Origin of the sequence: Paenibacillus sp. FSL R5-0486 (assembly GCF_037975155.1) — a bacterium.
GTDB lineage: Bacteria > Bacillota > Bacilli > Paenibacillales > Paenibacillaceae > Paenibacillus > Paenibacillus amylolyticus.
Window position 1 is genome coordinate 4,180,905 of record NZ_CP150237.1, and the last position, 21,469, is coordinate 4,202,373.

Sequence of the window (21,469 nt, forward strand, 5' to 3'; positions counted from 1 at the left end):
TACTCAGGATAATTGCTGTGCCTTCAATTTGAGATCATTCAATATCTGCATCGCCTGAAGAGGCGTCATATTCATGACATCGATATCTTTCATCGTACGGATGAATTCTCGCGCTGGTTTATCCACCGCAACTACATCCGGTTTCGTTGCCACATTCGGCTCATCATCTCCAAAGATGGACAGTTGAACCACATCCGAATGGTTTGCGCTGGACTGTCCTTTGCTGTTTGATTTCTTGGCATGTTGCTTCCCAACCGAATCTTCAATAGAAGGTGTGTACTCTGCACTCTCCTCAATCTCGTGTTCCCAGATCAATGGTGCTGAATCCGTGTGCTGGAATTCTCCACCTTTTAATTTCAAGCCTTCTTCCTGCTTCTCGTTTCCGATATATTCACTGCCCACCGCAACCTGAGCTGCCGCATGTTCAAACCCATGCAAAAGTCCATTCGCCCGCTCAATAATACTATCAGGCAGACCTGCAAGGCGTGCACAATAGATACCATAACTGCTGCTGGCTGCCCCGGCAATCAATTTGCGCAGGAAATTAACTTTGTCACCACTCTCCTGCACCGCCATCGAGTAGTTGGCCAGCTTATCCAGACTCTCCTCCAGATGAGCAAGCTCATGGAAATGAGTTGATACAAGAGCTTTACAGCCAATAATATCATGTACATATTCAATAACAGACTGAGCAATCGCCATACCTTCACTGGTCGACGTTCCGCGTCCCAATTCATCGATAATAATCAGACTACGTGGTGTGGCTTTGTCCGTCATGACCTGAATGTCGGCCATCTCCACCATGAATGTGCTTTGTCCGCCAATGAGATCATCCGCGGCACCGATCCGTGTGAAAATGCGATCCATGATCGGCACTTCGGCCTGACCCGCAGGTACAAAACAACCCACTTGCGCCAAAATGGAGATTAAAGCGACCTGTCGCATATACGTACTCTTACCAGCCATATTTGGACCGGTAATCAGCAGAATACGTGCCTCTTCCTTGGTCATTGCCGTGTGATTGGCAATAAATGCGCCATCTCGCATGACCGCCTCGACGACCGGATGGCGTCCTTCTTCCACAACCAGGTCATAACCGTCGGTCAGCGTAGGCCGTACAAAGTTACGCTCAGCGCTAATTACCGCAAAAGATTGATATACATCAATCTCTGCAACCTGTTCGGCCAGCTTCTGCAATCTTGCAATCTCTTTGTTCAGCCGCTCGCGCAGCTCTGCGAACAGCCCATACTCAATATCAACCATTTTGTCCTGAGCTTCGAGAATCAGCGTCTCTTTTTCCTTCAACTCCGGCGTAATATATCGTTCTGCATTGGCAAGTGTCTGTTTACGTTCATAACGTCCCTCTGGCAACGCGGACAGATTGGACTTGGTGATCTCGATATAATAACCAAATACTTTGTTATATCCAATCTTCAGCGATCGAATGCCTGTCGCCTCACGCTCTCGCGCTTCCAGCTCCGCAATCCACTGTTTCCCGTTAACCGAAGCCTCACGCAATTCATCCAGACGTTCATGGTACCCTTCACGAATCAGACCTCCGTCCCTTACTGATACCGGCGGCTCGTCTACAATGGCTTGCCCGATAGCTTCACGCAGATCATTGCAATCATCCATCGTTTCGGCAATATGCTGCAATGTTGCGGAAGATGATCCTGCGCAATGCTGACGAAGTCCTGGGATTTTCTCCAGCGATGATTTGAGCGCATTCAGGTCACGACCATTGGCATTACCAAACGCAATCCGGCCTACCAAACGCTCCAGATCATAGATGTCTTTGAGTTCTGTCCGCAGGTCCTCACGTAATATAAACTGGTTGTACAGCGTATCCACTGCTTCAAGACGCTCATTAATCTTCCCTTTTTGCAATAATGGCTTATCGACCCAGCGACGCAACATTCTTGCGCCCATGGACGTCTCGGTCCGATCAAGCAACCAGAGTAATGAACCTTTTTTGGAGCGTTCACGCACGGTTTCCACCAATTCCAGGTTCCGGCGGGTAAACGGGTCCAAGATCATATAATGATCTGGCTCATACGTTGAGATTTGTGTTAATTGTCCCAAAGAACGTTTCTGTGTCTCGCTCAGGTAGGAGAAAAGACGTGCAATACACGCTTGACGTTCAGGCTCTAATCTTGCCCAGACAGCCTCGCCAAACTGCTGACGGACCAAATCCTCCTTATTTTTTGTCCACGACGTGTAGACCACAGGGCGACCGATTGGAGATGCCTCGGCTTCTACCGTTTCAAGCAGCGCTACATCCCCCACCAGCTCCGATGGTTCGTAGATGCCGATTTCATCCTTGAGCCATTCCTTGGAATAGGGTACGGATGTCACATACAACTCACCCGTTGAGAGATCACAGGCCGCGAGCGCCAGCGTATTTTGATTACCTGTAAGACACACCATGTAGTTGTTGGACTTGTCACCGAGTGTCTTGCCTTCCATTACCGTTCCCGGTGTAACCACACGTACAATTTCACGTCGTACCATGCCTTTGGTTACACTTGCATCTTCCATCTGTTCACATATCGCAACTTTATATCCTTTTTCAATCAGACGCTGTATGTAATTGTCAGCCGAATGATAAGGTACACCACACATCGGAATTTTATCATCCGTGCCTCCGTTGCGTGCGGTCAGCGTGATCTCAAGTTCACGGGAAGCATTAATCGCATCCTCGAAGAACAGTTCATAGAAGTCACCCAGTCTAAAAAATAGAAAAGCATCTTGTGCTTCGGCCTTCACTTGCAAATATTGTTGAATCATTGGCGTATACTGAGCCATGATGAATATCCTCCATCCCGTTCCTATAATGTCAAGAAGAAACGCGTCCTGGAAGGACAATAAGACGGTCAGGCACTGTGTTTGCGCCTCCGCCTTATGTGTTGGCTAATCGCCACTTCCTTCAAGGGTTGCTGCTCCATATCTTCCGTAGTAGCTTATTACTCATAAAAGACTTGTTTCTTATTATATCAAAAAAACGTCCGTACTTCATGAACCTGCCCGAATATTCCAGAGTTTGCGAATATCGCGGCTCTCATCCCAAGTTCTTCCCAGTTTTAATTGAAGGATTAACGGAGATGCATACCGTTCATAACGTGCATATCCATCCAACCTCTTCAGATCATCTACCAGAGTTGGAATGTGTTCCTTAATCACTTCGCGCTTTCCTTCATAAAAAGCGGCATGGACCTCAGCTTTCGCTAACGGACGCTGCCGTAATTGAGTATACCCGCTCGCGATCAGACCTGCCAAGGCCACAACACCTTTCGCAACAAGGGGCGATACAAGAAAGCTGGGTAACGTACGATACTCAAACCCACCATAGGATTTCAGGCGAAAATCACCAAGTGCTCCATAACGGGGTCGTCTTCCCGATCCTCGTGGGTCTTGCAGAAATGCCAGTGGCAATGCCAGATAATTGTCCAGTGCACGAAGCAGTTCCCCGGTAAGATTCATCCCGCTAAAATGAATATGACCGCCTAGAGGTAACCCACGCTGTGGCATCCCGCCTGCCTGCCAGATGAGTGAGTGATCACTAATGCTGCGGGAAGCGGCTGCGAATGCCCTCATCAGATGAGCCAGCAGTTCTCGTGGTTCGGAGCTGGGAGCCGGTCGCAGTTCGGCAACCGGATATATGCGCCGTCCACCAATCGTGACGGAATCACAGCCTGCCATTCCTGTACGTTCAAGAAATCTGGAGGCGGGTACGATTTTGGATTCCGGCATCTGCACCAGAAGAAACTCCGGGTCCATGCCGAGTATTGGAATAGGTCTGTGACTTACTTCCTCATCCAGCAGTTCCTGATGCTGCTTCCAGCTTTCCCTATAGGTAGTAGCAAGGTTGGTCACCCCTTTCCAGGGACATGGATCAATCGAAATCACTGCACAACCGCCGTTCCCTGAGGATTCCATTCGAACAGCTCCATGATCCAGTCCTAGCGTATACAGCGTTTTGATCGCAAGTCGTTCTATGCGCTTGAATAAGGTTGAACTCGCTTCACGCTCCAACAGAGTTTCCTGTGCCCTTCCCATGCCACTAGTATCCTTACGTTTGATCCGAATCGCCTGCAGACAGCTTATCTCTACGTCATAGCGTACACGCAAGCCTGGTTCACGTTTGCGCCGATCGTGCAGTGACAATACTTCAATGCCTGCCTGTTTCAACCGTTCTGCACGTTCTCCAGAAGTCATCCTTTCATATCGGCGCAGCGCTTCCTCCGCTTGTTCCATCACATTCATTACGTCCCCCCTCCCGGATCATGCAACTAAAATAAAAATAACCCCGCAATGCGGAGCCTTCCCGTGAAAGGTATTCCAGGCACATTGCGAGGCTCGTTACCACCCATTTTTTAATATTTAAGAAGAAAGAGGGCTTACGCCCTCTTCACCGCGCCTTCTGGCGCATATGATACCTTAGGTTATCAAATACAGGCGTCAAACTCACAGCTCATCGTCGAGCAGATCGGGATCGAGATCGTCATAATCTCCATCGGCACTGCCAAAGTCATAGTCCTTGTCTTCGTAGTCACCGCAACCATCTGTGCAGACCTTCACACAAACTTTGGTTTCGGCAACGAGTTCCACAGCGAATTCCCGTTCTACCCGGATAATTACACTGCTTCCACCTGCTGATACTGTGGCTTCCACACAGCTAGGTTCCTGCGTTGCATCCGCAGATACCTCCACTGTGGAAGTCCGGTGTTTCGGGTCCAGATAAGACAAAGGCACATGTTCTACATACGAGACCGTTTCTTTGGCTACATCCGTCTGAGAATTCTTGTCGTAGGAATACCAAATGTTGATATCGTAAGTACCAATAACTTCAATTCCGTCACCCGCTGATACGGCTTCATATTGGTGGTTGATAATCCAAGCCCCCAAAATACTTGTCGGACCATTTGGCGGAGTCACGGTATGTGTTACGGTAGAGAACTTACGACCTTTGCCGCAGATCGCCTTCGTGATAATCTCTCTACATTGATGTTTATGACTCAATGACATCTTTAAACCTCCTCCATACAATCATTCACTACAAGTGTATGCAGGGCATTCGTCTAGGGTGACAACTATTTTCTATTATTCGTTTGTAGATTGGGACCGGTCCGAGATTGGGGACGGCGCTTTGTCCTTCTTCGCGACTTTCAGATACAGCGCGAGTTCACGGCACAGCTGGAGAATTGCAGAACGAATCTCGAATTCTTCCCTTGTATCCGGCAGCTCCATACGTTTGAATTCTTCTTGCACATCCGCAAGAAGTTTTTCAGTTCGTCCGGTGTAAGATTCAGTAAGTACATCCTGACTAAGCTGATCGAACAGCTCCGAGACCATTTCCGCATGTGGCATCTTCTGATAGATCTGGGACACGAGATGCATCATGTGCTGGATTGAGTCCAACTGCGTTTTGCGCATATAGAAGTAGACGCTCCATTCCTCATTCGGATGAATCACCTGATTCTCCAGAGAACGTTTGGCAGCATCAATACCGCCCAGAATCGCTTTATCTGCTTCAATCAGCTCTCTCCCCGCCCATGCTTCATTGGGATTACGTAGCGTGGCCGCAAATTCCTTGAAAATCTTCGAGAAGAGTTCATCGATTCGTTTGCGAATGCGCAACATCTGTGGATCTGCTGCCGGCATATAGGCCAGGTTAACCGCCATTGCGGAACCAAGACCAATTAACAGCAAAGCAATCTGTACGAGGATGACATGCACGTCCATCTCCCCGCCGCCAAACACCCGAAACACCACAACAGAACCTGTAACAATACCTTCTTTGAAGCCTACCCGGACAATAGCCGGGAATGCGATCAATATGTATACCGCCAGCACCCAATAATGGAAGCCTAGAAAGTGAAAAAGTACACTTGCAAATAAAAGTCCAACTACGGAAGCAAAGAACCGCGCCGATATGGTGCGAATACTTCGTTTTCTCGTTACATCCACGCCAAGAATGGCAAGCAATCCCGCTGATGTTGGTCCCGGCAAGCGACACCAGTCTGCAATCAATACAGCCATTAATGCGGCGATTGCAGTTTTAATTACCCTAAAACCCATTTAACATTCCATCTCCTCTAAGCTGCAAAAAAAATTCTTAGCCAGCTCGTCGCCTCATTCATTTATCATGACTAGTATGTCTCATCCAAATGTAAACTAGACGACATCAACCGACATGCGCATGCATGCCGGTCACAGCAACACGCCCCGAATGAGGGACGCTGGCAAGTTAGATCGTTGCGACAGAACCTCAAGGCCCTCTTCTCCAATCATCGCATTCATTCCGGATCTGCGCGGAATAATCATACTAAATATGGTACTTGATTTTACGGTATCGGGCAACGTGACACCCCTTGTGAAATTGTATACATATCATACCCGGTCACATTACGAGTAAAACACTTCCGAATCACCTGCGGCCAGCCAGCATTTTGCGTTCTGCATAGACAACAAGTTGGTACATGGCTGTTGCAACTGCGGCAATAATTAACAGACTCGATAATACAAGTGTGAAGTTGAATACCTGAAATCCGTAGATAATTAGATAACCTAGCCCTTGTTTGGCGACCAGAAACTCACCCACAATTACACCCACCCAAGCCATGCCCACGTTCACTTTCAAAGTGGATACAATCGCCGGAAAAGAAGCAGGTAATACAACTTTGGTAAAAATCTCGGAACGTTCTCCACCAAACGTACGAATGACTTTAATATAATTGGGATCGACTTCATTGAAGCTGTTATACACCACTAGTGTTGTGATAATGACCGTGATGGACAATGTGGTCATAACAATCGCTGTAAAACCCGCGCCGAACATCACAATAAAGATCGGGCCAAGTGCTACCTTTGGCATACTGTTAAACACAACCATATAGGGGTCCAGCACCTTGGACAAAAAAGGAGACCACCAAATTAAAACCGCAAGCAAGGTTCCCACCAGTGTTCCCAGTAAAAAACCAACTGCCGTTTCTCCTACGGTTACCCCAACATGTGCCCACAACTCGCCACTAGCGATGTCCTTGCCAATCTGGGCAAAAACCTTACTCGGATAACTGAATAACAGTACATCAATCCAACGGAGTCTGCCTGCCACTTCCCATAGCAAAAACATACATACTAACATAGATAACTGTACGGCAAGCACTTGATGTCGCCATCTGGCCACCTGCTGAATATGATTCCGATGCAGCTGCCCCATCCATTCGTCACGCTTTTCCTGCTTCGGATTCATTGGATTCACGCGTCTTCCTCACCTCCCCCGGACTGATCCAGTTCACTCCACAATGCCTGAAACAACGCATTAAATCCTTCTTGCTCCCTGGCATGAAACGGCTGAGATTTACGAATTCCATCGGGAATGATAAATTCACGACGGATGCGGCCCGGATTGCGATCCAGTACAATGACGCGGTCACTGACCGCAATGGCTTCAGACAAATCATGGGTGACGAGAACAGATGTTTTGCCAAACTGTTTTAACGTGTCCGAGACCAGATCCTCCAATTGCAGCTTGGTTTGATAATCAAGTGCTGAGAATGGTTCATCCAACAATAAAATCCCCGGATCGGTTGCCAGCGTGCGCACCAGGGCTACTCGCTGTCTCATTCCTCCTGAAAGCTCTGAAGGGTACTGATTCTCCGTTCCGGCCAACCCCATACTTACCAGCAGTTCTCGTACACGCTCACGGCTCCGTTCATCCAGTCTGCCTGTCAGTTCAAGACCGATTAAAGCATTATCCAGAATGGTCCGCCATGGAAACAGATAGTCCTGTTGAAGCATATAACCAATCTGTGCTGAGGGGCCGCCAACGAGTTTCCCTTTAACCTTAACCTCTCCTCGGGTGGGTGTGAGCAGCCCGGCGATGATCGACAACAATGTCGTTTTACCGCATCCACTCGGTCCAACCAGACTAACGAACTCTCCTTTTTGGATCTCCAGACTCAAGTCCTCAATCACCAAGGAAGCTTCCCGCTCGCTGACATATACTTGAGAGATCCCCTCCAGTCGGATCACACTTTCGGATTCAGGCATTCTGCTCACTTCCTTTCCTGAATACCCCATTACTTTGATTTCGTAGCTTCTTCCGCATGGGCATTATCCACAATGGCATTCAAATCCACACGTTCTTTCAACTCTCCGGCGGCACTCATGACATCAAGCAGATTGTTCCACTCTTCCTCATCAATGATCGGATCCGTTGCATAGCTGCCCTGTTCCTTATAACGGTTCACACTACTTACCAAAATGGCTGGATCGATGTCTTTGAAAAAAGGAGAAATGACTTCAGCAATCTCTTCAGCCGTATGGGAATCCACCCATGCCTGCGCTTTGTGTAGACCATTCGTAAACTTCTGTACGATATCCTTATTGTCGTTAAGATAACTCTGTTTCGTCATGAAGACGGTGTAAGGCAGAAGACCACCTTCTGTGCCAAACGATGCAACAACCTTACCCCGACCTTCTTGTTCAAAGATGGATGCCTGGGGTTCAAACAGTTGAACATAATCTCCCGTGCCTGAGGCGAAAGCAGACGCAATGTTGGCAAAGTCCACATTTTGAATCAGCTCCAGGTCACTTTGAGGATCAATGCCATGTTTGTTCAGTGCGAACTCCCCTGCCATTTGCGGCATGCCGCCTTTGCGTTGACCGAGAAATGTGGAATCCCTCAGTTGCTCCCAATCGAAGCTACCTTCTGTGTTACGAGCGAACAGAAATGTACCATCCGTCTGGGTGAGCTGGGCAAAGTTAATGACCGGATCTTCCGCTCCCTGCTGATAGACATATATGGACGTCTCCGCCCCTACCAGTGCGATATCTACCGAACCTGCGAGTAATGCCGCCATCGTTTTGTCACCACCAGCAGTCGTTTGAATATCCACCTCAAGTCCCTGCTCTTCAAAAAAACCTTGAGCCACAGCCACATACTCCGGTGCGTAAAATACCGAACGAGTCACTTCGCCAATCGTAATCTTGGCTTCATTCTCTTCCTTATTACAGCTGGTGAGCGCCACAATGATAATCAGCAGAATAACGATGCCCCGGACGAACCATGGCGTGTATTTCATGTTGTTTCCCTCCTTCACTGGTTTCAGCAGTTTCTCTCTATTATGGATATGCCGATGCCCAACAAAAGGTTAAGAACTTAAATGCAAAAAAGAGCCGGGCAATGTTGCCCGACTCTTCAGCTCTTCGAAATGTTATTCAGTATGTTATTTACGGGGATACCTACAGCTTGTAAATCTCGGCATATTTGGCTTCCAGGTAATCAGCCAGATAATCCGGGTTCAATTCTTCACCCGTTATGGCAACAATTAATTCGGAAGGTGTGCGACTTCTACCATGCCGGTAGATCTTGTCTGCAAGCCATTCCTTAATTGGAATCAGATTACCTTCGGCAATGAGGGTATCAAACTCCGGCATTTCCTTGCGCAATGTATGTAGAATTTGAGCTGCATACATATTACCCAGAGAATACGAAGCAAAGTAACCAAAGTCACCACCAGACCAGTGAACATCCTGAAGAACACCGTCTCCATCATTCGTTGGCATAATACCTAGGTATTCCTTGTATTTTGCATTCCAGGTCTCTGGCAGGTCTTTCACTTCCAGACCATCGTTGAATAACATTTTCTCGATCTCATATCGGATAATAATATGCAGGTTATAGGTCAGTTCATCCGCTTCAATCCGAATAAGTGAACTCTCCACCCGGTTGATTGCACGATAGAAATCTTCCAGTTCAACCTCGCTCAGTTGCGGGAAATGCTGCTGCAAATCTTTGTAATAACGTGTCCAGAATGGCAGGCTGCGACCAATCATGTTTTCCCAAAGTCGGGACTGGGACTCATGAATCCCCATGGACGTTCCTTCGGCAAGAAGGGTACCCGCCAGACTGTCATCAATATTTTGCTCGTACAGGGCATGTCCACCCTCATGCAGTGAACTGAAGACTGCGCTTGCTACATCATCTTGCAGATAATGTGTTGTGATCCGCACATCACCCGGGTTAAGACCCGTTGCAAAAGGATGAACACTCTCGTCCAATCGTCCAGCTTCAAAGTCATAGCCCATTTGTTCCAGGATGAACAGACTGAATTTTTCCTGCTGTTTGGTGTCAAACAACTGATTCAGGAACTCTGTATTTGGCTTGTTTTCTGAAGCATTAATCTTCTCTTGCAAAGGCACCAAACGTGCTTTGAGGCGGGCGAACACAGCGTCCACTTTCTCAACCGTCAGATCCGGTTCATACATATCAAGCAGCGTATCATAACGTGTATCCTTCACACCCCAATAATCAATAAACTCCTGTTTGAGCTTAACGATATCTGTGAGATAAGGTGAGAATCCTGCAAAATCACTATTATGCTTGGCATCTTCCCATGCCGTTTCCGACTTGGCTGTTAGCACGGTATAAGCTTGTACTTTCTCAGGTGGTACGGATTGACTGCGATCATATTCTTTCTTGCAATCTTCAACCAGACGACGATCTATATCTTCGAGCTGTTCTAATACTGCTGGAGTCGTTAATGCATCCAGGTAAGTCTTCATGTCAGCCGAGGTTTGCAGCTTGAATGCTTCGGTGGACAACATACCCAGCGTCTCCGAACGAGTCGGAACGCCTTTTTTCGGCGCACCTGTGCGCAGATCCCAGTGAAGCAAACCAATGGCTTCATGATAGCTCTTAATTTTACGAGCCAGATTACGGAAGGATTCCAAATGTTCCTGAGTTTGTTTATCCATTGTTATCGTTCACCTCTTCAAAAAAAATGTTATACCCTATTGATGATACTTTTTGCATTGCGTATAATCAACTTTTAACAGATGAAAATTGCATTGTTCTCCTAAAGATACGTGTTCAAAAAGTCTGGTTTTCATTACCGCGAAGATAGAAATGGCGTTCAACTTCGATGCTGATGATGCCCTCAGGCATGATTTGTAATCAAAAGTGGACTTTTTGAACAACCTCTAAAGGGTTGGAGTAATTCCATCTGCTGACCGTGAAATACTATTAAAGCAAAGGCGTGTAGGACAAGCTGCATCATATGCAAGTGGCCGTGCTCGTCGTATTGGATAACAGGAGGCAATGGACATGAACAACATTCAAGAGATTTTGGCTTACAACAAATCATTTGTCGAGACTAAAGAATACGAAAAGTATACGGCTGGCAAGTTTCCAACCAAAAAGATGGTTATCATCACTTGTATGGATACACGTCTGGTGGAATTGCTGCCCAAGGCTATGAACTTGAAAAACGGTGATGTGAAAATCATCAAAAACGCAGGCGCAATTATCTCTCAGCCTTTCGGGAGTGTAATGCGTAGTGTACTTGTCGCCATCTATGAACTGGGTGCAGATGAAGTCCTGGTAGTGGGGCATACGGAATGTGGTATGGCTTCCCTTCACGCTGAGACCATGATTGGACATATGGTTGAGCGTGGCGTATCGGAAGAAGTCATGACAACCCTGGAGAACTCTGGCATCCGTTTGCAAAAATGGTTGCGCGGGTTTGACAGCGTCGAAGAAGGGGTAAAACATACTGTGGAAGTGATCAAGAAGCATCCTTTACTTCCTCCCAATGTACCCGTCCACGGCATGGTTATCGATTCTGCCACAGGTGAGCTTGATCTTGTCGCTGAGGGGTATGGACAACAGGCATCTCTCTAAATGGTTTGGAGTGCGGACCTTATGGTTCGCACTTTTTTTGTCTAAATTAAGGCAGTTGCTCTGTCAGGTTGTCAAACCATACAGTTTCAGTGTACACTTTTTATGAAAGCGGTCAAAGAAAGTAAAAACGATTGTTCTCTCTGACCTAGCCCTAATATTAAGGAGACATGTGCATGAACATACTTTCCTACGGATTACTCGGGCTGCTTACCCGCGAGGAGTCATCGGGCTATGATCTGATGCTGAAAATCCAGCCACATTGGCAGGCGAAACACAGCCAGATCTATCCACTCCTGTCCAAGATGGAAAACGATGAGTTATTGGCCTCCCGCTGGGTACAACAGTCTGACAAACCGGACAAGAAAATGTACGCAGTTACGGAAAAAGGCATTGAAAAGCTCTTGGAATGGATGATTACTCCTGTTACCGCACCGGTTACACGCGATGAATTTAATTTGCGTATTTTGTGTGTTGGCATAGCGGAAGACGGAAGCATGAGACGCATTCTTAACGAGCGTAAAAGCTGGTTTATGGAACGCATACGTTATTTCGAGGATCTGAAGTCACGTATACCTCAGGATAATCTTCGTGTAGGCAACCGAGATTTTGGAAGCTACATCCTGGTACAAAAAGGGTTAATGCACGCACAAACAGGCCTGGAATGGTGTCATTGGGTTACCCAATTGCTTGATGGCCAAGCTGCAATTCAAGACCCAAGTCCAAGCGTTTCAGAAATTTAATAAAATTTGAAACGTTCCTGCAAGTTGACCGTATTACATGAGTAAGGCCCATTTTTGGGCGATTCAAACAAATTAATCGGGGGGTTACGATCTTTACAATGAAGAAAAAATTCGGAGTTAAACATCTAATGATGGTATTTATGGCCTTTACATTATTGTTCGCAACAGTTGGAGTAACGAATCCGGATTCTGCAGATGCAAGACGTGGTGGCGGATTCAAATCCGGTACGAAAAGTTATAGCAATACACCTAAGAAATCCGACAGCAATGTAAGCAAATCGAATACGAATAACAATTCCAGCAATGGAGCAGCTACAACGAACCGTGGCGGATTCTTCGGCGGTGGCGGCGGATTCATGAAAGGCATGATGCTTGGTGGTCTTGCTGGTATGATGTTCGGCGGATTATTCGGTGGCATGGGCGCTCTGGGTAACATCCTTGGATTGCTCGTGAACGTTGCAGCAATTATGTTGATTGTTATGCTGGCTATGGCACTCTTCAGAGCCATCTCCAATCGTCGCAAACCTGCAGCGGATGGTCGTTATGACCGTCGCAATGATCGTGATGATGACCGTAACAGAAACGGACGGTACTAATCTCTATGGTTCTGAGCATGGATGAAATTGTGAATGCAATCTGTATTCACATGGCAGAACGTAAGGGTGTACGTCCAACCGATGTGAATGTAGAACTGAGTTGGGAAGAAGATACAGGTTATTCCGCTGAAGTTTGGATTCAAGGCCGTAGTCAATATCTGGTGGAGTCCAATATGATTGAAGCGATTCTTCGTTACCTGCACAGTGAATACAACATCCGGGCGTACCGTGAGAATGTACGACTTGATCTGGATGAAGAAATCACAGCGATCGTTAATCAATAAGAGAGGTCACTCACTGGCCTGATATACGAAAGACCGCCTCCCCTCTGTCGCCTGACAGAGATGGAAGGCGGTCTTTTTTTTCTGTATTTGTAGCTTTATTTGTGTGTCTATTATAGTCTCTATACGTCTCTGTGTTACGTTCTAATTCTTGGAAACTACGATTGTAGTTTAACCAGGCTGTAGTTCTTCTTACCTTTACGGATAATGATGAATTTACCGCCGATGGCATGCTCTGCCGAGACTGTGAATTCAAGCTCTGTGATTTTCTCACCGTTCATGGAGATAGCGCCTTTAGTGACATCCTCACGCGCCTGGCGTTTGGATGGCTCCAACCCTAGATCTACGAGCCAGTCGACGATATTTTTCGCTTCCCCGTCCGTTTCGAATGTTGGCATTTCCTTGAAACCCTGCTCGATTTCATCTGCTGTCAGGGAACGGATATCACCACTGAACAGCGCCGCTGTAATACGTTTAGCCTGTTCGAGCATTTCTTCGCCGTGAACGAATTTTGTCATTTCTTCCGCGAGTGCTTTCTGTGCTTCACGTCTGTGCGGCTCTGTCTCTACCTTTTCAGCCAAAGCTTCAATTTCTTCTTTGCTCAGGAAGGTAAAGTATTTCAAGTATTTGATCACATCACGGTCTTCTGTATTCGCCCAGAACTGGTAGAATTCAAATGGTGTCGTTTTGTTCGGATCAAGCCAGATTGAACCGCCAGCTGTTTTACCAAATTTCGTACCGTCGGATTTGAGCATGAGCGGAATGGTCAGACCGTACGCCTTCGCTTCAGATCCTTCTTTTTTACGAATCAGATCAAGACCACTCGTGATATTCCCCCATTGATCGGAACCGCCAATTTGAAGCTGTACATCTTCGTTCTGGAACAGGTGCAGGTAGTCGAGTGATTGAAGGATCTGGTAGGAAAACTCGGTGAACGAGATTCCGCCCTCCAGTCTGCTCGCAACTACATCCTTAGCCAGCATGGTGTTGAGGTTAAAGTTTTTGCCGTAGTCACGCAAGAATTCAATCACATTGATTTTGTGTGTCCAATCGTAGTTGTTCACCATGCGAACCTGATTATCACCGTCTGTTACAAACAACTTCTTCATCTGCGCTGTCAGTGCATCCACATTCTCCTGCACTTGCTCCATCGTTTGCAAAGAACGCTCTGCCTGCCGACCACTTGGATCACCAATCGTTCCTGTAGCTCCACCTATCAAAATAACCGGACGGTGTCCTGCCAGTTGAAAACGTTTCAGCATCATGAATGGAATGAGATGTCCGATATGCATGCTGTCCCCCGTAGGGTCAACGCCGCAGTACAATGAGATTGATTTGGTTTCAGTCAACTCACGCAGTCCCTCTGCATCTGTCTGCTGGTTAATGGCGTCACGCCACTGTAGTTCATCAATAATATTCATCATGTGTATAACCCCTTTTCTATCCTCAAGATTCAGTCATGATCAACGTTAAATTACGAAACTACACGCTGGAACGGATTTTTTGGACACAAAAAAATCGCCTCCTTGTCTTCATTAGACACAGGGACGATTATCATAACCGTGGTACCACCCAAATTGCATGGACAACACGTGACCTTAACACGTTATCCATACCACTTTTGGCAATATATCGTTTGCCCATCCGCTTGGCATTACCCAAGTACTCCAGAGTGTAATTCGCAGCCCTTGTATGTATCAGGTTCCATCAACCCCTGACTTTCTGTAACAGGGACAAAGCCGCTACTGCGCTCTATCAACGTGATTCATGTATTCAATTTATAGCAAGTATAGCCGAACGTTTCAGTCATTGCAAGACCAAGTATTAATCATTGAACAGAACAACGGATGCATAGTTGAAACCAGATTATATGATCATCATGTTCAATTTTCCGTGATAATAACCATAAGCTTTCTCCGCGATCTGATCCTCATTGTTCCAAAACTGCTGATCCAGCGCATCTAACTGCTGCTCTTGTTCCTTTGTCAGGAATTTAGGAATATCCCACAGTTCGGTAAGCCTTTCATTCTCTTTCAAGTGCTCAATGCAGCCGTATGCTGACGTTATAATCTCCACGACTTGAGTCGCACCAATGATATGTAATGCCCGCAACGCGTAACGGTATACCTCTTCCCCCCAGTTGCAGAAAAACTGTATAAAACCGCCATTAAAGACATCCGCCTCTAATAGCCATAAAGCAGCAATGTCCTGCTCGTTCGAAGTCAACGATGCCCAGCCCTGTTCAGATTCATTCTTTTTTTCGACAAATAACACAGCATAGTCATACCATACATCATTAATATCATGCTCGCTCATGTAACAGACCTCACTTTTTTTATGTCATGCCCTCTAACTCCTGACGTTTACTCGTCTGATGCCAATGTAAATACGGATCACCGATCTGCTGGAAAGCTTCCTGAACACCCCTGTTCAGTTCCTTCATCACTTCATTTGTGTAGTTCAAATGCGTTTCTTTATTATCCACGCCATGTCTTTCCAACAACCCTACATGCGTCGCGGTGAAAATAATATCTTCCAGCAACCAATAGATGACTTCATCCGGCTGTTTCACCCGTTTCTCCAATGAGACGAGACCACGTTCGTATATTCGAACAATATACGTATCTTTTCTACTCTCTACATAGGGCACCCCATCCCATTTAAAGTTCTCAAACAAGCGGTTAACATAGTTCTGCATCTGTTCCCTGGGAAAAGATGTACGCTCTAAAAGCTGTAAAAGGATGTCTGCCAATTGTTGTTTGCTTAACATGTTGGACATGAATGCACCTGCCTCTATAAAAGTAACGTCGATGACAGAATGAAAAATGAAAAAGCTGCCCAAGGCAGCCTCTTCATATTTATTCCTACTGTTCAATCAGGTCCCACAAAAAGTCTGATACGAAGTATTACATTGTGCAGGTAGTTCGGCATATTCAGCCTGTTCAGGTGAGTGTGCAAACGGATCTGAAAGAACTGCCAAAAGCTTCTCCATCACGCTAAGGTCTCCGTGATTCTCCGCACGCTCAAGGGCTTCCTCGACCAGATGATTTCGGGGAATGACGGCTGGATTGTTTGTTCTCATCAACTGTCGAGAGACTTCCTTCTCCTCTTGCTGTCTGTCCAATCTTGCTTGCCACCGCTCATGCCATTCAGCAAATTCTGTCGTGCCAAACAAAGCTGTCCCTTCCAATGTATCAAAGGTCAAAGCCAGGAACATATTGGTGTAATCTGCACTATGCTTCTCCATAAGTTCAAGAAGCTCCTTGATCAGCGCTTCATCTTCGGCCTCTTCATCCAACAAGCCCAGTTTGGCACGCATTCCCTTGAGCCAATGATGATGGTACAATTCAGAAAATTGTGCAATAGCATCCTGAGCGAGCTGCACGGCCTGTTCTTCATCTTCATGCAACAACGGCAGAAGCGTCTCGGCAAAACGAGCCAAATTCCACCCGGCAATATACGGTTGATTACCATAAGCATAGCGACCTTGCCTGTCAATGGAGCTGAATACGGTTGATGGATTGTATGCATCCATAAAGGCGCACGGACCATAATCGATGGTCTCACCACTGATCGCCATGTTATCCGTGTTCATCACGCCATGAATGAAACCAACACGCTGCCACTGGGCAACGAGTGCCGCCTGCCGTTTAATCACTTCCTGAAGGAGCAGAAGATAGCGATTCTCAGCTTGAGCAACATCAGGAAAATGTCGATGCAACGTATACTCAGCCAATGCCCGGAGATCGTCGATAGACCCCCATCTGGCTGCATACTGGAAGGTTGCTACCCGGATATGACTGGAAGCCACCCGGGTTAAAATAGCACCTGGCCGCTCTGTTTCGCGAATAATATTTTCTCCTGTAGACACCACAGCCAGACTGCGTGTCGTTGGGATACCCAGTGCATACATCGCTTCGCTAATAATATATTCTCGCAACATGGGCCCTACAGCAGCACGTCCATCTCCTCCACGAGAGTACGGTGTTCTCCCTGAACCTTTCAGCTGAATATCCACTCGCTCGCCCTGTGGCGTAATCTGTTCACCCAGCAGAAGAGCCCGTCCATCTCCAAGCATGTTAAAATTGCCGAATTGATGTCCTGCATAGGCTTGAGCTAAAGGCTCGGCCTCTTCCGGAATCATATTACCTGCAAAAATTTGCGCTCCCTCATCACTGTCAAGAGACTCCACATCCAGTCCCAAGCTGGATGCAAGCAATCTATTGAAAATGATTAGCTTTGGTGATTCAACAGGCACTGCGCCCTGACTTGTGAAAAAGGCTTGCGGTAACTGCGCATAACTATTCTCCAAGTTCCACCCTTTGTTCAACGTTTCTTCTTGCATGTGATCACAACTCCTTTTCTGCACCCAAGGGATATCCCCTGGTTATATTGTAGCCTTGTGAACCAATGCTCATTTATGTAGTCGCATGGAAATTCAATTCAAGAGGTTGTTGACTTAAACGAACATCTAAAATGTTCTTGATGAAACTTTAGCATATTTGCATGTCTTTTGCATTCCTCATGAATCGTAAGCACCAAAAAATCCAAGAGGTTTCTTTGCCAAGTGGGGTCATTCTCTTGCAATCCACTTCCCAGAAAACCATCTTGGATCCATTCCACTTACTACTATAGATGACACGTCTGTTATTACAAGGATTACGTGTGTGCTTCTTGAGCCTGTACAGGCTGTACTGGCACGCTCTCTTTTTTCAAAGCGAGGTTAAAGAAAACATTAAGCAGGATCGCTGACAGGCTTCCCGTGATAATACCATCGCTAACAATAATCCGAATACTTTGAGGAAGCTGGGCAAATAGATCGGGTACAGCAGTAACACCGAGCCCAAGTGAAACGGAGCAAGCCACGATCAATAGATTGGATTGTTTGCCAAAGTCGACGTTTTGCAGCATTTTGATCCCGGATGAGACAACCATTCCAAACAAGACAACAGTCGCTCCACCGAGGACAGCACTTGGAATAATTGTTGCAAAAGCAGCTACCTTCGGAATGAGTCCCAGAAAGACCAAAATACCTCCAGCTGCAACAACAACATTGGTCGTTTTTACTTTGGAGAGCTGAACCAAACCGACATTCTGAGCAAATGTATTATATGGAAAAGCATTAAAGATGCCGCCCAGAACAAACGCGAGACCTTCTGCGCGATATCCCCGTGCCAGATCTTTTTCGTTGATCGGTTGATCACAGATTTTGCTCAAAGCCATAAATACACCTGTTGATTCGATGATAACCACCGTACCTACAATAATCATTGTAATAATGGGGCCGATTTCGAAGGTAGGCCATCCAAAGTAAAAGGGTTGAGGTAAATGGAACCAGGAGGCTTCCTGTACAGAGGCAAAATTCACTTTTCCCATGATGGTTGCGATGAGGGTGCCCACGATAATACCAAGGAGAACAGCCAGGGATTTAACAAACCCGCGAGCATATCGATTCAGGATTAGAATGAACAGTAATACACCAAATGAAAGCGCCAAATTGTCCAAACTTCCGAAATTCTCGCTGTTTGCTCCACCCGCCATGTTTTTAATGCCGGTTGGGATTAGCACAAGACCGATGATGGTTACCACTGTACCGATCACAACTGGCGGAAACAATTTGACGATTTTGCTGAAAAACACGGCAAAGATAACGATAAATAGCCCGGCTGCGATGATCGACCCATAAATGGCGGGAATTCCGTACTGCGATCCAATTGCAATCATCGGTGTCACCGCTACAAAAGAACTTCCGAGCACCGCTGGCAACCCAATACCCAAGTACTTTCCTTTTCGAGCCTGAAGCCATGTTGCAATCCCACACGTTAACAGGTCAATGGATACCAGATACGCCAACTGCTCTGCAGTCAGATTTAGTGCTCTGCCCACAAGCAAAGGCACCAGAATTGCTCCCGCATACATCGCGAGTACGTGCTGAATTCCCAGTGAAAAAACTCTCATCTTTTTGGTTTCTTTCATCCCACGTTGCCCCCCTGAAATTAGAATCAACCAAACCGCTCCAAAATCATGTTATGTTGATTCACATTATATAAACTATTCAGGGAAGTTCCATGATTCATAACATAGAATTGTGATAAGGGATAAAGAGCCCAACTAAAATTGGGCGTGTTATACAAAAGGTACTCTCAAACCGTTTATTTCGTGTTATATTAGTTAACGTGGAAAATTCAAATAATTCTTTACACTCAGAAGCAATGAAACATGAACGTGAGAGGTAACTTCATTGATTCATGTTAATGCATAATGTCAGAACATCACTTGTTTCTTATTCTCAGCTTGTCGAGTTAAGAGGTTTGATGTTAAAACGTTGCTCCATTACCTCTCCGTTCTGGTGAACCCTCTCCGTAAAAAACACTTCTTCTCTGTTCATCAGAACAACGGATGAAGCTCTGGTCCCATAGTCGAATTTCTCACTTCTAACAAAGATGGGAGAAAGTAAACGTTCCCACTCCAATGGAACACCTGTATGAGGTAGATGCTCATCCACTGAAGGGTCTGCCATTTGCAGCAAACCTAATATTTGCTCTGTCAGGGTAGCTTCGTCCTCCCCTTGGATGATTTTCTCCAGCCCTTCTTTTCCACGTTTCACCTTGGGCCAATCTGTATTAATCAAGTGATTACTAATCCCGTATATTCCCGGTTTCAACTTCATCACAACATTACCCACATTAGAATAATAATAGAGGTCGTCAGGATCACCCACTAACAAATTGTAGCCAGGATAATCATTTTGACTTTGCTCCGCATGTTGCATATACTGCTCAGGTGTGGACGTTCCCTTTAAAAAATCAGCAACCAGATCTCCTCTTGAGCCCTTGGCATGTACATCTTCATTCGGATCACGATAATTCGTGATAGCAGCCAGACGCCCCTCTGTGGTTACGCCCATCCAGGTTCCCATTTTCGACAAATCCCGGCCAGCCAATATATGAGGATGATCTTCCCAATAGTGTGCTTGAGCCGTAGGTCTGTGATAGAATTCATCCCTATTTGATCCCAATATAAGCGGATACTTTGGATGCATGTTATAAGCAAATAAAATTAAACACATGGGAATCTTCAACTCCTATATTCGTTAAACCTCTGATTTCGCGCCTTTATATAGCATAGTCAACTACAATTACATCTTCCACCCAACCATCGAGGGAAGCTACAAATGCCTGATGAGCAGGATGTGGACCATAGGCGCGCAATGCCTCCTGATCTTCAAACGTCACTCTCAATCCAATCGTGTAACCTTGGATAAGATCCGTTTCTTCCGTTGCATTGATCCCTGCGGTCAGCCCGACAATCCCCGGGATTTGTTCCTGTAACGTGAGCAATTGATCCACCCATTCCTGCTGTTTAGCTAGTGTGGTTTTATCGTTAAATTTAAAAACAACCAAATGTTCAAACATCTTGTTATTCCTCCCATATCCATCCGAATATTAATGCAATTTCGTTAAATGAAGTTAATTCAACAATTCCAATCCACCCATCATATAGGGGACCACTCTGTTGGCTAATTCAGCCGGGGATTCCTGCCCGCCTTCAATATTCCATCGATACGTCATTCCATAGATCGACCAACTTAGCATCGTTGCCGTAATTTTCAGCGTTTTGGGATCTACATCCCCCGCTACTTTGCTCATTAATTCAAGAAGGAATTGCTCCAACTGTGTCTTGATATTTTCTTCAATAATTGGTGCAACTGTCTCATATTTTTTGATGCAACCATTACTTGAGACGTGATAATCACATAATGAAAATATAAGTTGCTGTATGGTTTCGGCTGATAACCGGGCATCCGGGTCCACTCTTTTCGTCACATATTCCATAAAAGCATCCGATAACAAGGCTTCAAGCAGTGCATATTTATCCTGAAAATGGGCGTAGAATGTAGCCCTGTTAATTGTGGCTTGTTCCGTAATGTTTTGAATCGTAATGCTGTTGAAATTTTTAATATTCAATTGGTTTAAAAACGCATCAAGAATTAATTGACGCGTGCGGATTACACGCGGATCATTCGAGTTTGGAGACAATACACCAGACATGTCCCAATCCTCCTTTGTACACAAAATATTTGGTTAGACTCCTTCATTATAGATAAGTGTTAATTGTTCAACAAGTGAAAGTAAGTGCAAAGACACCATACAATAATCCGTGTCT

At 46.0% G+C, this 21,469-nt stretch carries 20 protein-coding genes and 1 other annotated feature; of the genes, 4 read left to right on the forward strand and 16 right to left on the reverse strand.

Going from position 1 to position 21,469, the window contains the following annotated elements; genetic code table 11:
* Positions 1–3: 3 nt before the first annotated feature.
* From mutS to MKY01_RS18640, 8 genes are all read right to left on the reverse strand, one after another.
* The gene (gene mutS, locus MKY01_RS18605) at positions 4–2,805 is read right to left on the reverse strand and encodes a DNA mismatch repair protein MutS (RefSeq protein ID WP_339283040.1); all 2,802 of its coding nucleotides are present in this window, start codon (positions 2,803–2,805) and stop codon (positions 4–6) included.
* Between the two features lie 207 nt (positions 2,806–3,012).
* A complete protein-coding gene (locus MKY01_RS18610) occupies positions 3,013–4,263 on the reverse strand; it encodes a hypothetical protein (RefSeq protein ID WP_255319797.1) in 1,251 nt (416 codons plus the stop codon).
* Between the two features lie 201 nt (positions 4,264–4,464).
* A complete protein-coding gene (locus MKY01_RS18615; protein ID WP_017687912.1) occupies positions 4,465–5,025 on the reverse strand; it encodes an outer spore coat protein CotE in 561 nt (186 codons plus the stop codon).
* A 75-nt stretch (positions 5,026–5,100) separates the two neighbouring features.
* The gene (locus MKY01_RS18620; protein ID WP_076317597.1) at positions 5,101–6,078 is read right to left on the reverse strand and encodes an aromatic acid exporter family protein; all 978 of its coding nucleotides are present in this window, start codon (positions 6,076–6,078) and stop codon (positions 5,101–5,103) included.
* 349 nt (positions 6,079–6,427) lie between these two features.
* Complete coding sequence (locus MKY01_RS18625; RefSeq protein ID WP_036613952.1) at positions 6,428–7,252, reverse strand: ABC transporter permease; 825 nt, start codon at positions 7,250–7,252, stop codon at positions 6,428–6,430.
* Between the two features lie 5 nt (positions 7,253–7,257).
* Positions 7,258–8,052 carry an ABC transporter ATP-binding protein gene (locus MKY01_RS18630; RefSeq protein ID WP_076317596.1) on the reverse strand — a complete coding sequence of 265 codons (795 nt, stop codon included), beginning with the start codon at positions 8,050–8,052 and terminating at the stop codon, positions 7,258–7,260.
* A 29-nt stretch (positions 8,053–8,081) separates the two neighbouring features.
* Positions 8,082–9,086: an ABC transporter substrate-binding protein gene (locus MKY01_RS18635; RefSeq protein WP_127547621.1), complete on the reverse strand. Its 1,005-nt coding sequence runs from the start codon at positions 9,084–9,086 to the stop codon at positions 8,082–8,084.
* Positions 9,087–9,246: 160 nt separating this feature from the next.
* Complete coding sequence (locus MKY01_RS18640; RefSeq protein WP_339283044.1) at positions 9,247–10,761, reverse strand: carboxypeptidase M32; 1,515 nt, start codon at positions 10,759–10,761, stop codon at positions 9,247–9,249.
* 349 nt (positions 10,762–11,110) lie between these two features.
* Between MKY01_RS18640 and MKY01_RS18645 the strand changes: the two genes are divergently transcribed.
* The 4 genes from MKY01_RS18645 (at position 11,111) to MKY01_RS18660 (ending at position 13,306) form a co-directional block, all read left to right on the forward strand.
* Positions 11,111–11,686 carry a carbonic anhydrase gene (locus MKY01_RS18645; protein ID WP_091011943.1) on the forward strand — a complete coding sequence of 192 codons (576 nt, stop codon included), beginning with the start codon at positions 11,111–11,113 and terminating at the stop codon, positions 11,684–11,686.
* A 173-nt stretch (positions 11,687–11,859) separates the two neighbouring features.
* Positions 11,860–12,426, forward strand: coding sequence for a PadR family transcriptional regulator (locus MKY01_RS18650; RefSeq protein WP_036613540.1), 567 nt, complete (start codon positions 11,860–11,862; stop codon positions 12,424–12,426).
* 98 nt (positions 12,427–12,524) lie between these two features.
* A complete protein-coding gene (locus MKY01_RS18655) occupies positions 12,525–13,022 on the forward strand; it encodes a hypothetical protein (protein WP_036613538.1) in 498 nt (165 codons plus the stop codon).
* A gap of 5 nt (positions 13,023–13,027) precedes the next feature.
* Positions 13,028–13,306, forward strand: coding sequence for a YxcD family protein (locus MKY01_RS18660; protein WP_017687903.1), 279 nt, complete (start codon positions 13,028–13,030; stop codon positions 13,304–13,306).
* A gap of 155 nt (positions 13,307–13,461) precedes the next feature.
* Here the strand turns inward: MKY01_RS18660 and tyrS are convergent, their stop codons facing one another.
* From tyrS to MKY01_RS18700, 8 genes are all read right to left on the reverse strand, one after another.
* Positions 13,462–14,724: a tyrosine--tRNA ligase gene (gene tyrS, locus MKY01_RS18665; protein ID WP_047844391.1), complete on the reverse strand. Its 1,263-nt coding sequence runs from the start codon at positions 14,722–14,724 to the stop codon at positions 13,462–13,464.
* Between the two features lie 119 nt (positions 14,725–14,843).
* Positions 14,844–15,071: a binding site (T-box leader), on the reverse strand.
* A gap of 98 nt (positions 15,072–15,169) precedes the next feature.
* Positions 15,170–15,619 (reverse strand): DUF4375 domain-containing protein, encoded by a 450-nt coding sequence (locus MKY01_RS18670; protein ID WP_339283045.1) that lies wholly within the window; start codon positions 15,617–15,619, stop codon positions 15,170–15,172.
* A 19-nt stretch (positions 15,620–15,638) separates the two neighbouring features.
* Complete coding sequence (locus MKY01_RS18675; protein ID WP_339283047.1) at positions 15,639–16,082, reverse strand: Imm63 family immunity protein; 444 nt, start codon at positions 16,080–16,082, stop codon at positions 15,639–15,641.
* A 96-nt stretch (positions 16,083–16,178) separates the two neighbouring features.
* The gene (locus MKY01_RS18680) at positions 16,179–17,648 is read right to left on the reverse strand and encodes a YdiU family protein (protein WP_339283049.1); all 1,470 of its coding nucleotides are present in this window, start codon (positions 17,646–17,648) and stop codon (positions 16,179–16,181) included.
* A 314-nt stretch (positions 17,649–17,962) separates the two neighbouring features.
* Positions 17,963–19,279: a nucleobase:cation symporter-2 family protein gene (locus MKY01_RS18685; protein WP_339283051.1), complete on the reverse strand. Its 1,317-nt coding sequence runs from the start codon at positions 19,277–19,279 to the stop codon at positions 17,963–17,965.
* A gap of 313 nt (positions 19,280–19,592) precedes the next feature.
* Positions 19,593–20,372 (reverse strand): NRDE family protein, encoded by a 780-nt coding sequence (locus MKY01_RS18690; protein WP_253501046.1) that lies wholly within the window; start codon positions 20,370–20,372, stop codon positions 19,593–19,595.
* Positions 20,373–20,418: 46 nt separating this feature from the next.
* Positions 20,419–20,718 carry a Dabb family protein gene (locus MKY01_RS18695; protein ID WP_339283055.1) on the reverse strand — a complete coding sequence of 100 codons (300 nt, stop codon included), beginning with the start codon at positions 20,716–20,718 and terminating at the stop codon, positions 20,419–20,421.
* Between the two features lie 54 nt (positions 20,719–20,772).
* Positions 20,773–21,354, reverse strand: coding sequence for a TetR/AcrR family transcriptional regulator (locus MKY01_RS18700; protein ID WP_253501048.1), 582 nt, complete (start codon positions 21,352–21,354; stop codon positions 20,773–20,775).
* Between the last annotated feature and the right edge of the window lie 115 nt (positions 21,355–21,469).

Bases quoted from the DNA above. Each gene is read 5' to 3' on its own strand.
- mutS (WP_339283040.1), bottom strand. From the start codon at position 2,805: ATGGCTCAGTATACGCCAATGATTCAACAATATTTGCAAGTGAAGGCC.
- MKY01_RS18610 (WP_255319797.1), bottom strand. From the start codon at position 4,263: ATGAATGTGATGGAACAAGCGGAGGAAGCGCTGCGCCGATATGAAAGG.
- MKY01_RS18615 (WP_017687912.1), bottom strand. From the start codon at position 5,025: ATGTCATTGAGTCATAAACATCAATGTAGAGAGATTATCACGAAGGCG.
- MKY01_RS18620 (WP_076317597.1), bottom strand. From the start codon at position 6,078: ATGGGTTTTAGGGTAATTAAAACTGCAATCGCCGCATTAATGGCTGTA.
- MKY01_RS18625 (WP_036613952.1), bottom strand. From the start codon at position 7,252: ATGAATCCGAAGCAGGAAAAGCGTGACGAATGGATGGGGCAGCTGCAT.
- MKY01_RS18630 (WP_076317596.1), bottom strand. From the start codon at position 8,052: ATGCCTGAATCCGAAAGTGTGATCCGACTGGAGGGGATCTCTCAAGTA.
- MKY01_RS18635 (WP_127547621.1), bottom strand. From the start codon at position 9,086: ATGAAATACACGCCATGGTTCGTCCGGGGCATCGTTATTCTGCTGATT.
- MKY01_RS18640 (WP_339283044.1), bottom strand. From the start codon at position 10,761: ATGGATAAACAAACTCAGGAACATTTGGAATCCTTCCGTAATCTGGCT.
- MKY01_RS18645 (WP_091011943.1), top strand. From the start codon at position 11,111: ATGAACAACATTCAAGAGATTTTGGCTTACAACAAATCATTTGTCGAG.
- MKY01_RS18650 (WP_036613540.1), top strand. From the start codon at position 11,860: ATGAACATACTTTCCTACGGATTACTCGGGCTGCTTACCCGCGAGGAG.
- MKY01_RS18655 (WP_036613538.1), top strand. From the start codon at position 12,525: ATGAAGAAAAAATTCGGAGTTAAACATCTAATGATGGTATTTATGGCC.
- MKY01_RS18660 (WP_017687903.1), top strand. From the start codon at position 13,028: ATGGTTCTGAGCATGGATGAAATTGTGAATGCAATCTGTATTCACATG.
- tyrS (WP_047844391.1), bottom strand. From the start codon at position 14,724: ATGAATATTATTGATGAACTACAGTGGCGTGACGCCATTAACCAGCAG.
- MKY01_RS18670 (WP_339283045.1), bottom strand. From the start codon at position 15,619: ATGAGCGAGCATGATATTAATGATGTATGGTATGACTATGCTGTGTTA.
- MKY01_RS18675 (WP_339283047.1), bottom strand. From the start codon at position 16,082: ATGTCCAACATGTTAAGCAAACAACAATTGGCAGACATCCTTTTACAG.
- MKY01_RS18680 (WP_339283049.1), bottom strand. From the start codon at position 17,648: ATGCAAGAAGAAACGTTGAACAAAGGGTGGAACTTGGAGAATAGTTAT.
- MKY01_RS18685 (WP_339283051.1), bottom strand. From the start codon at position 19,279: ATGAAAGAAACCAAAAAGATGAGAGTTTTTTCACTGGGAATTCAGCAC.
- MKY01_RS18690 (WP_253501046.1), bottom strand. From the start codon at position 20,372: ATGTGTTTAATTTTATTTGCTTATAACATGCATCCAAAGTATCCGCTT.
- MKY01_RS18695 (WP_339283055.1), bottom strand. From the start codon at position 20,718: ATGTTTGAACATTTGGTTGTTTTTAAATTTAACGATAAAACCACACTA.
- MKY01_RS18700 (WP_253501048.1), bottom strand. From the start codon at position 21,354: ATGTCTGGTGTATTGTCTCCAAACTCGAATGATCCGCGTGTAATCCGC.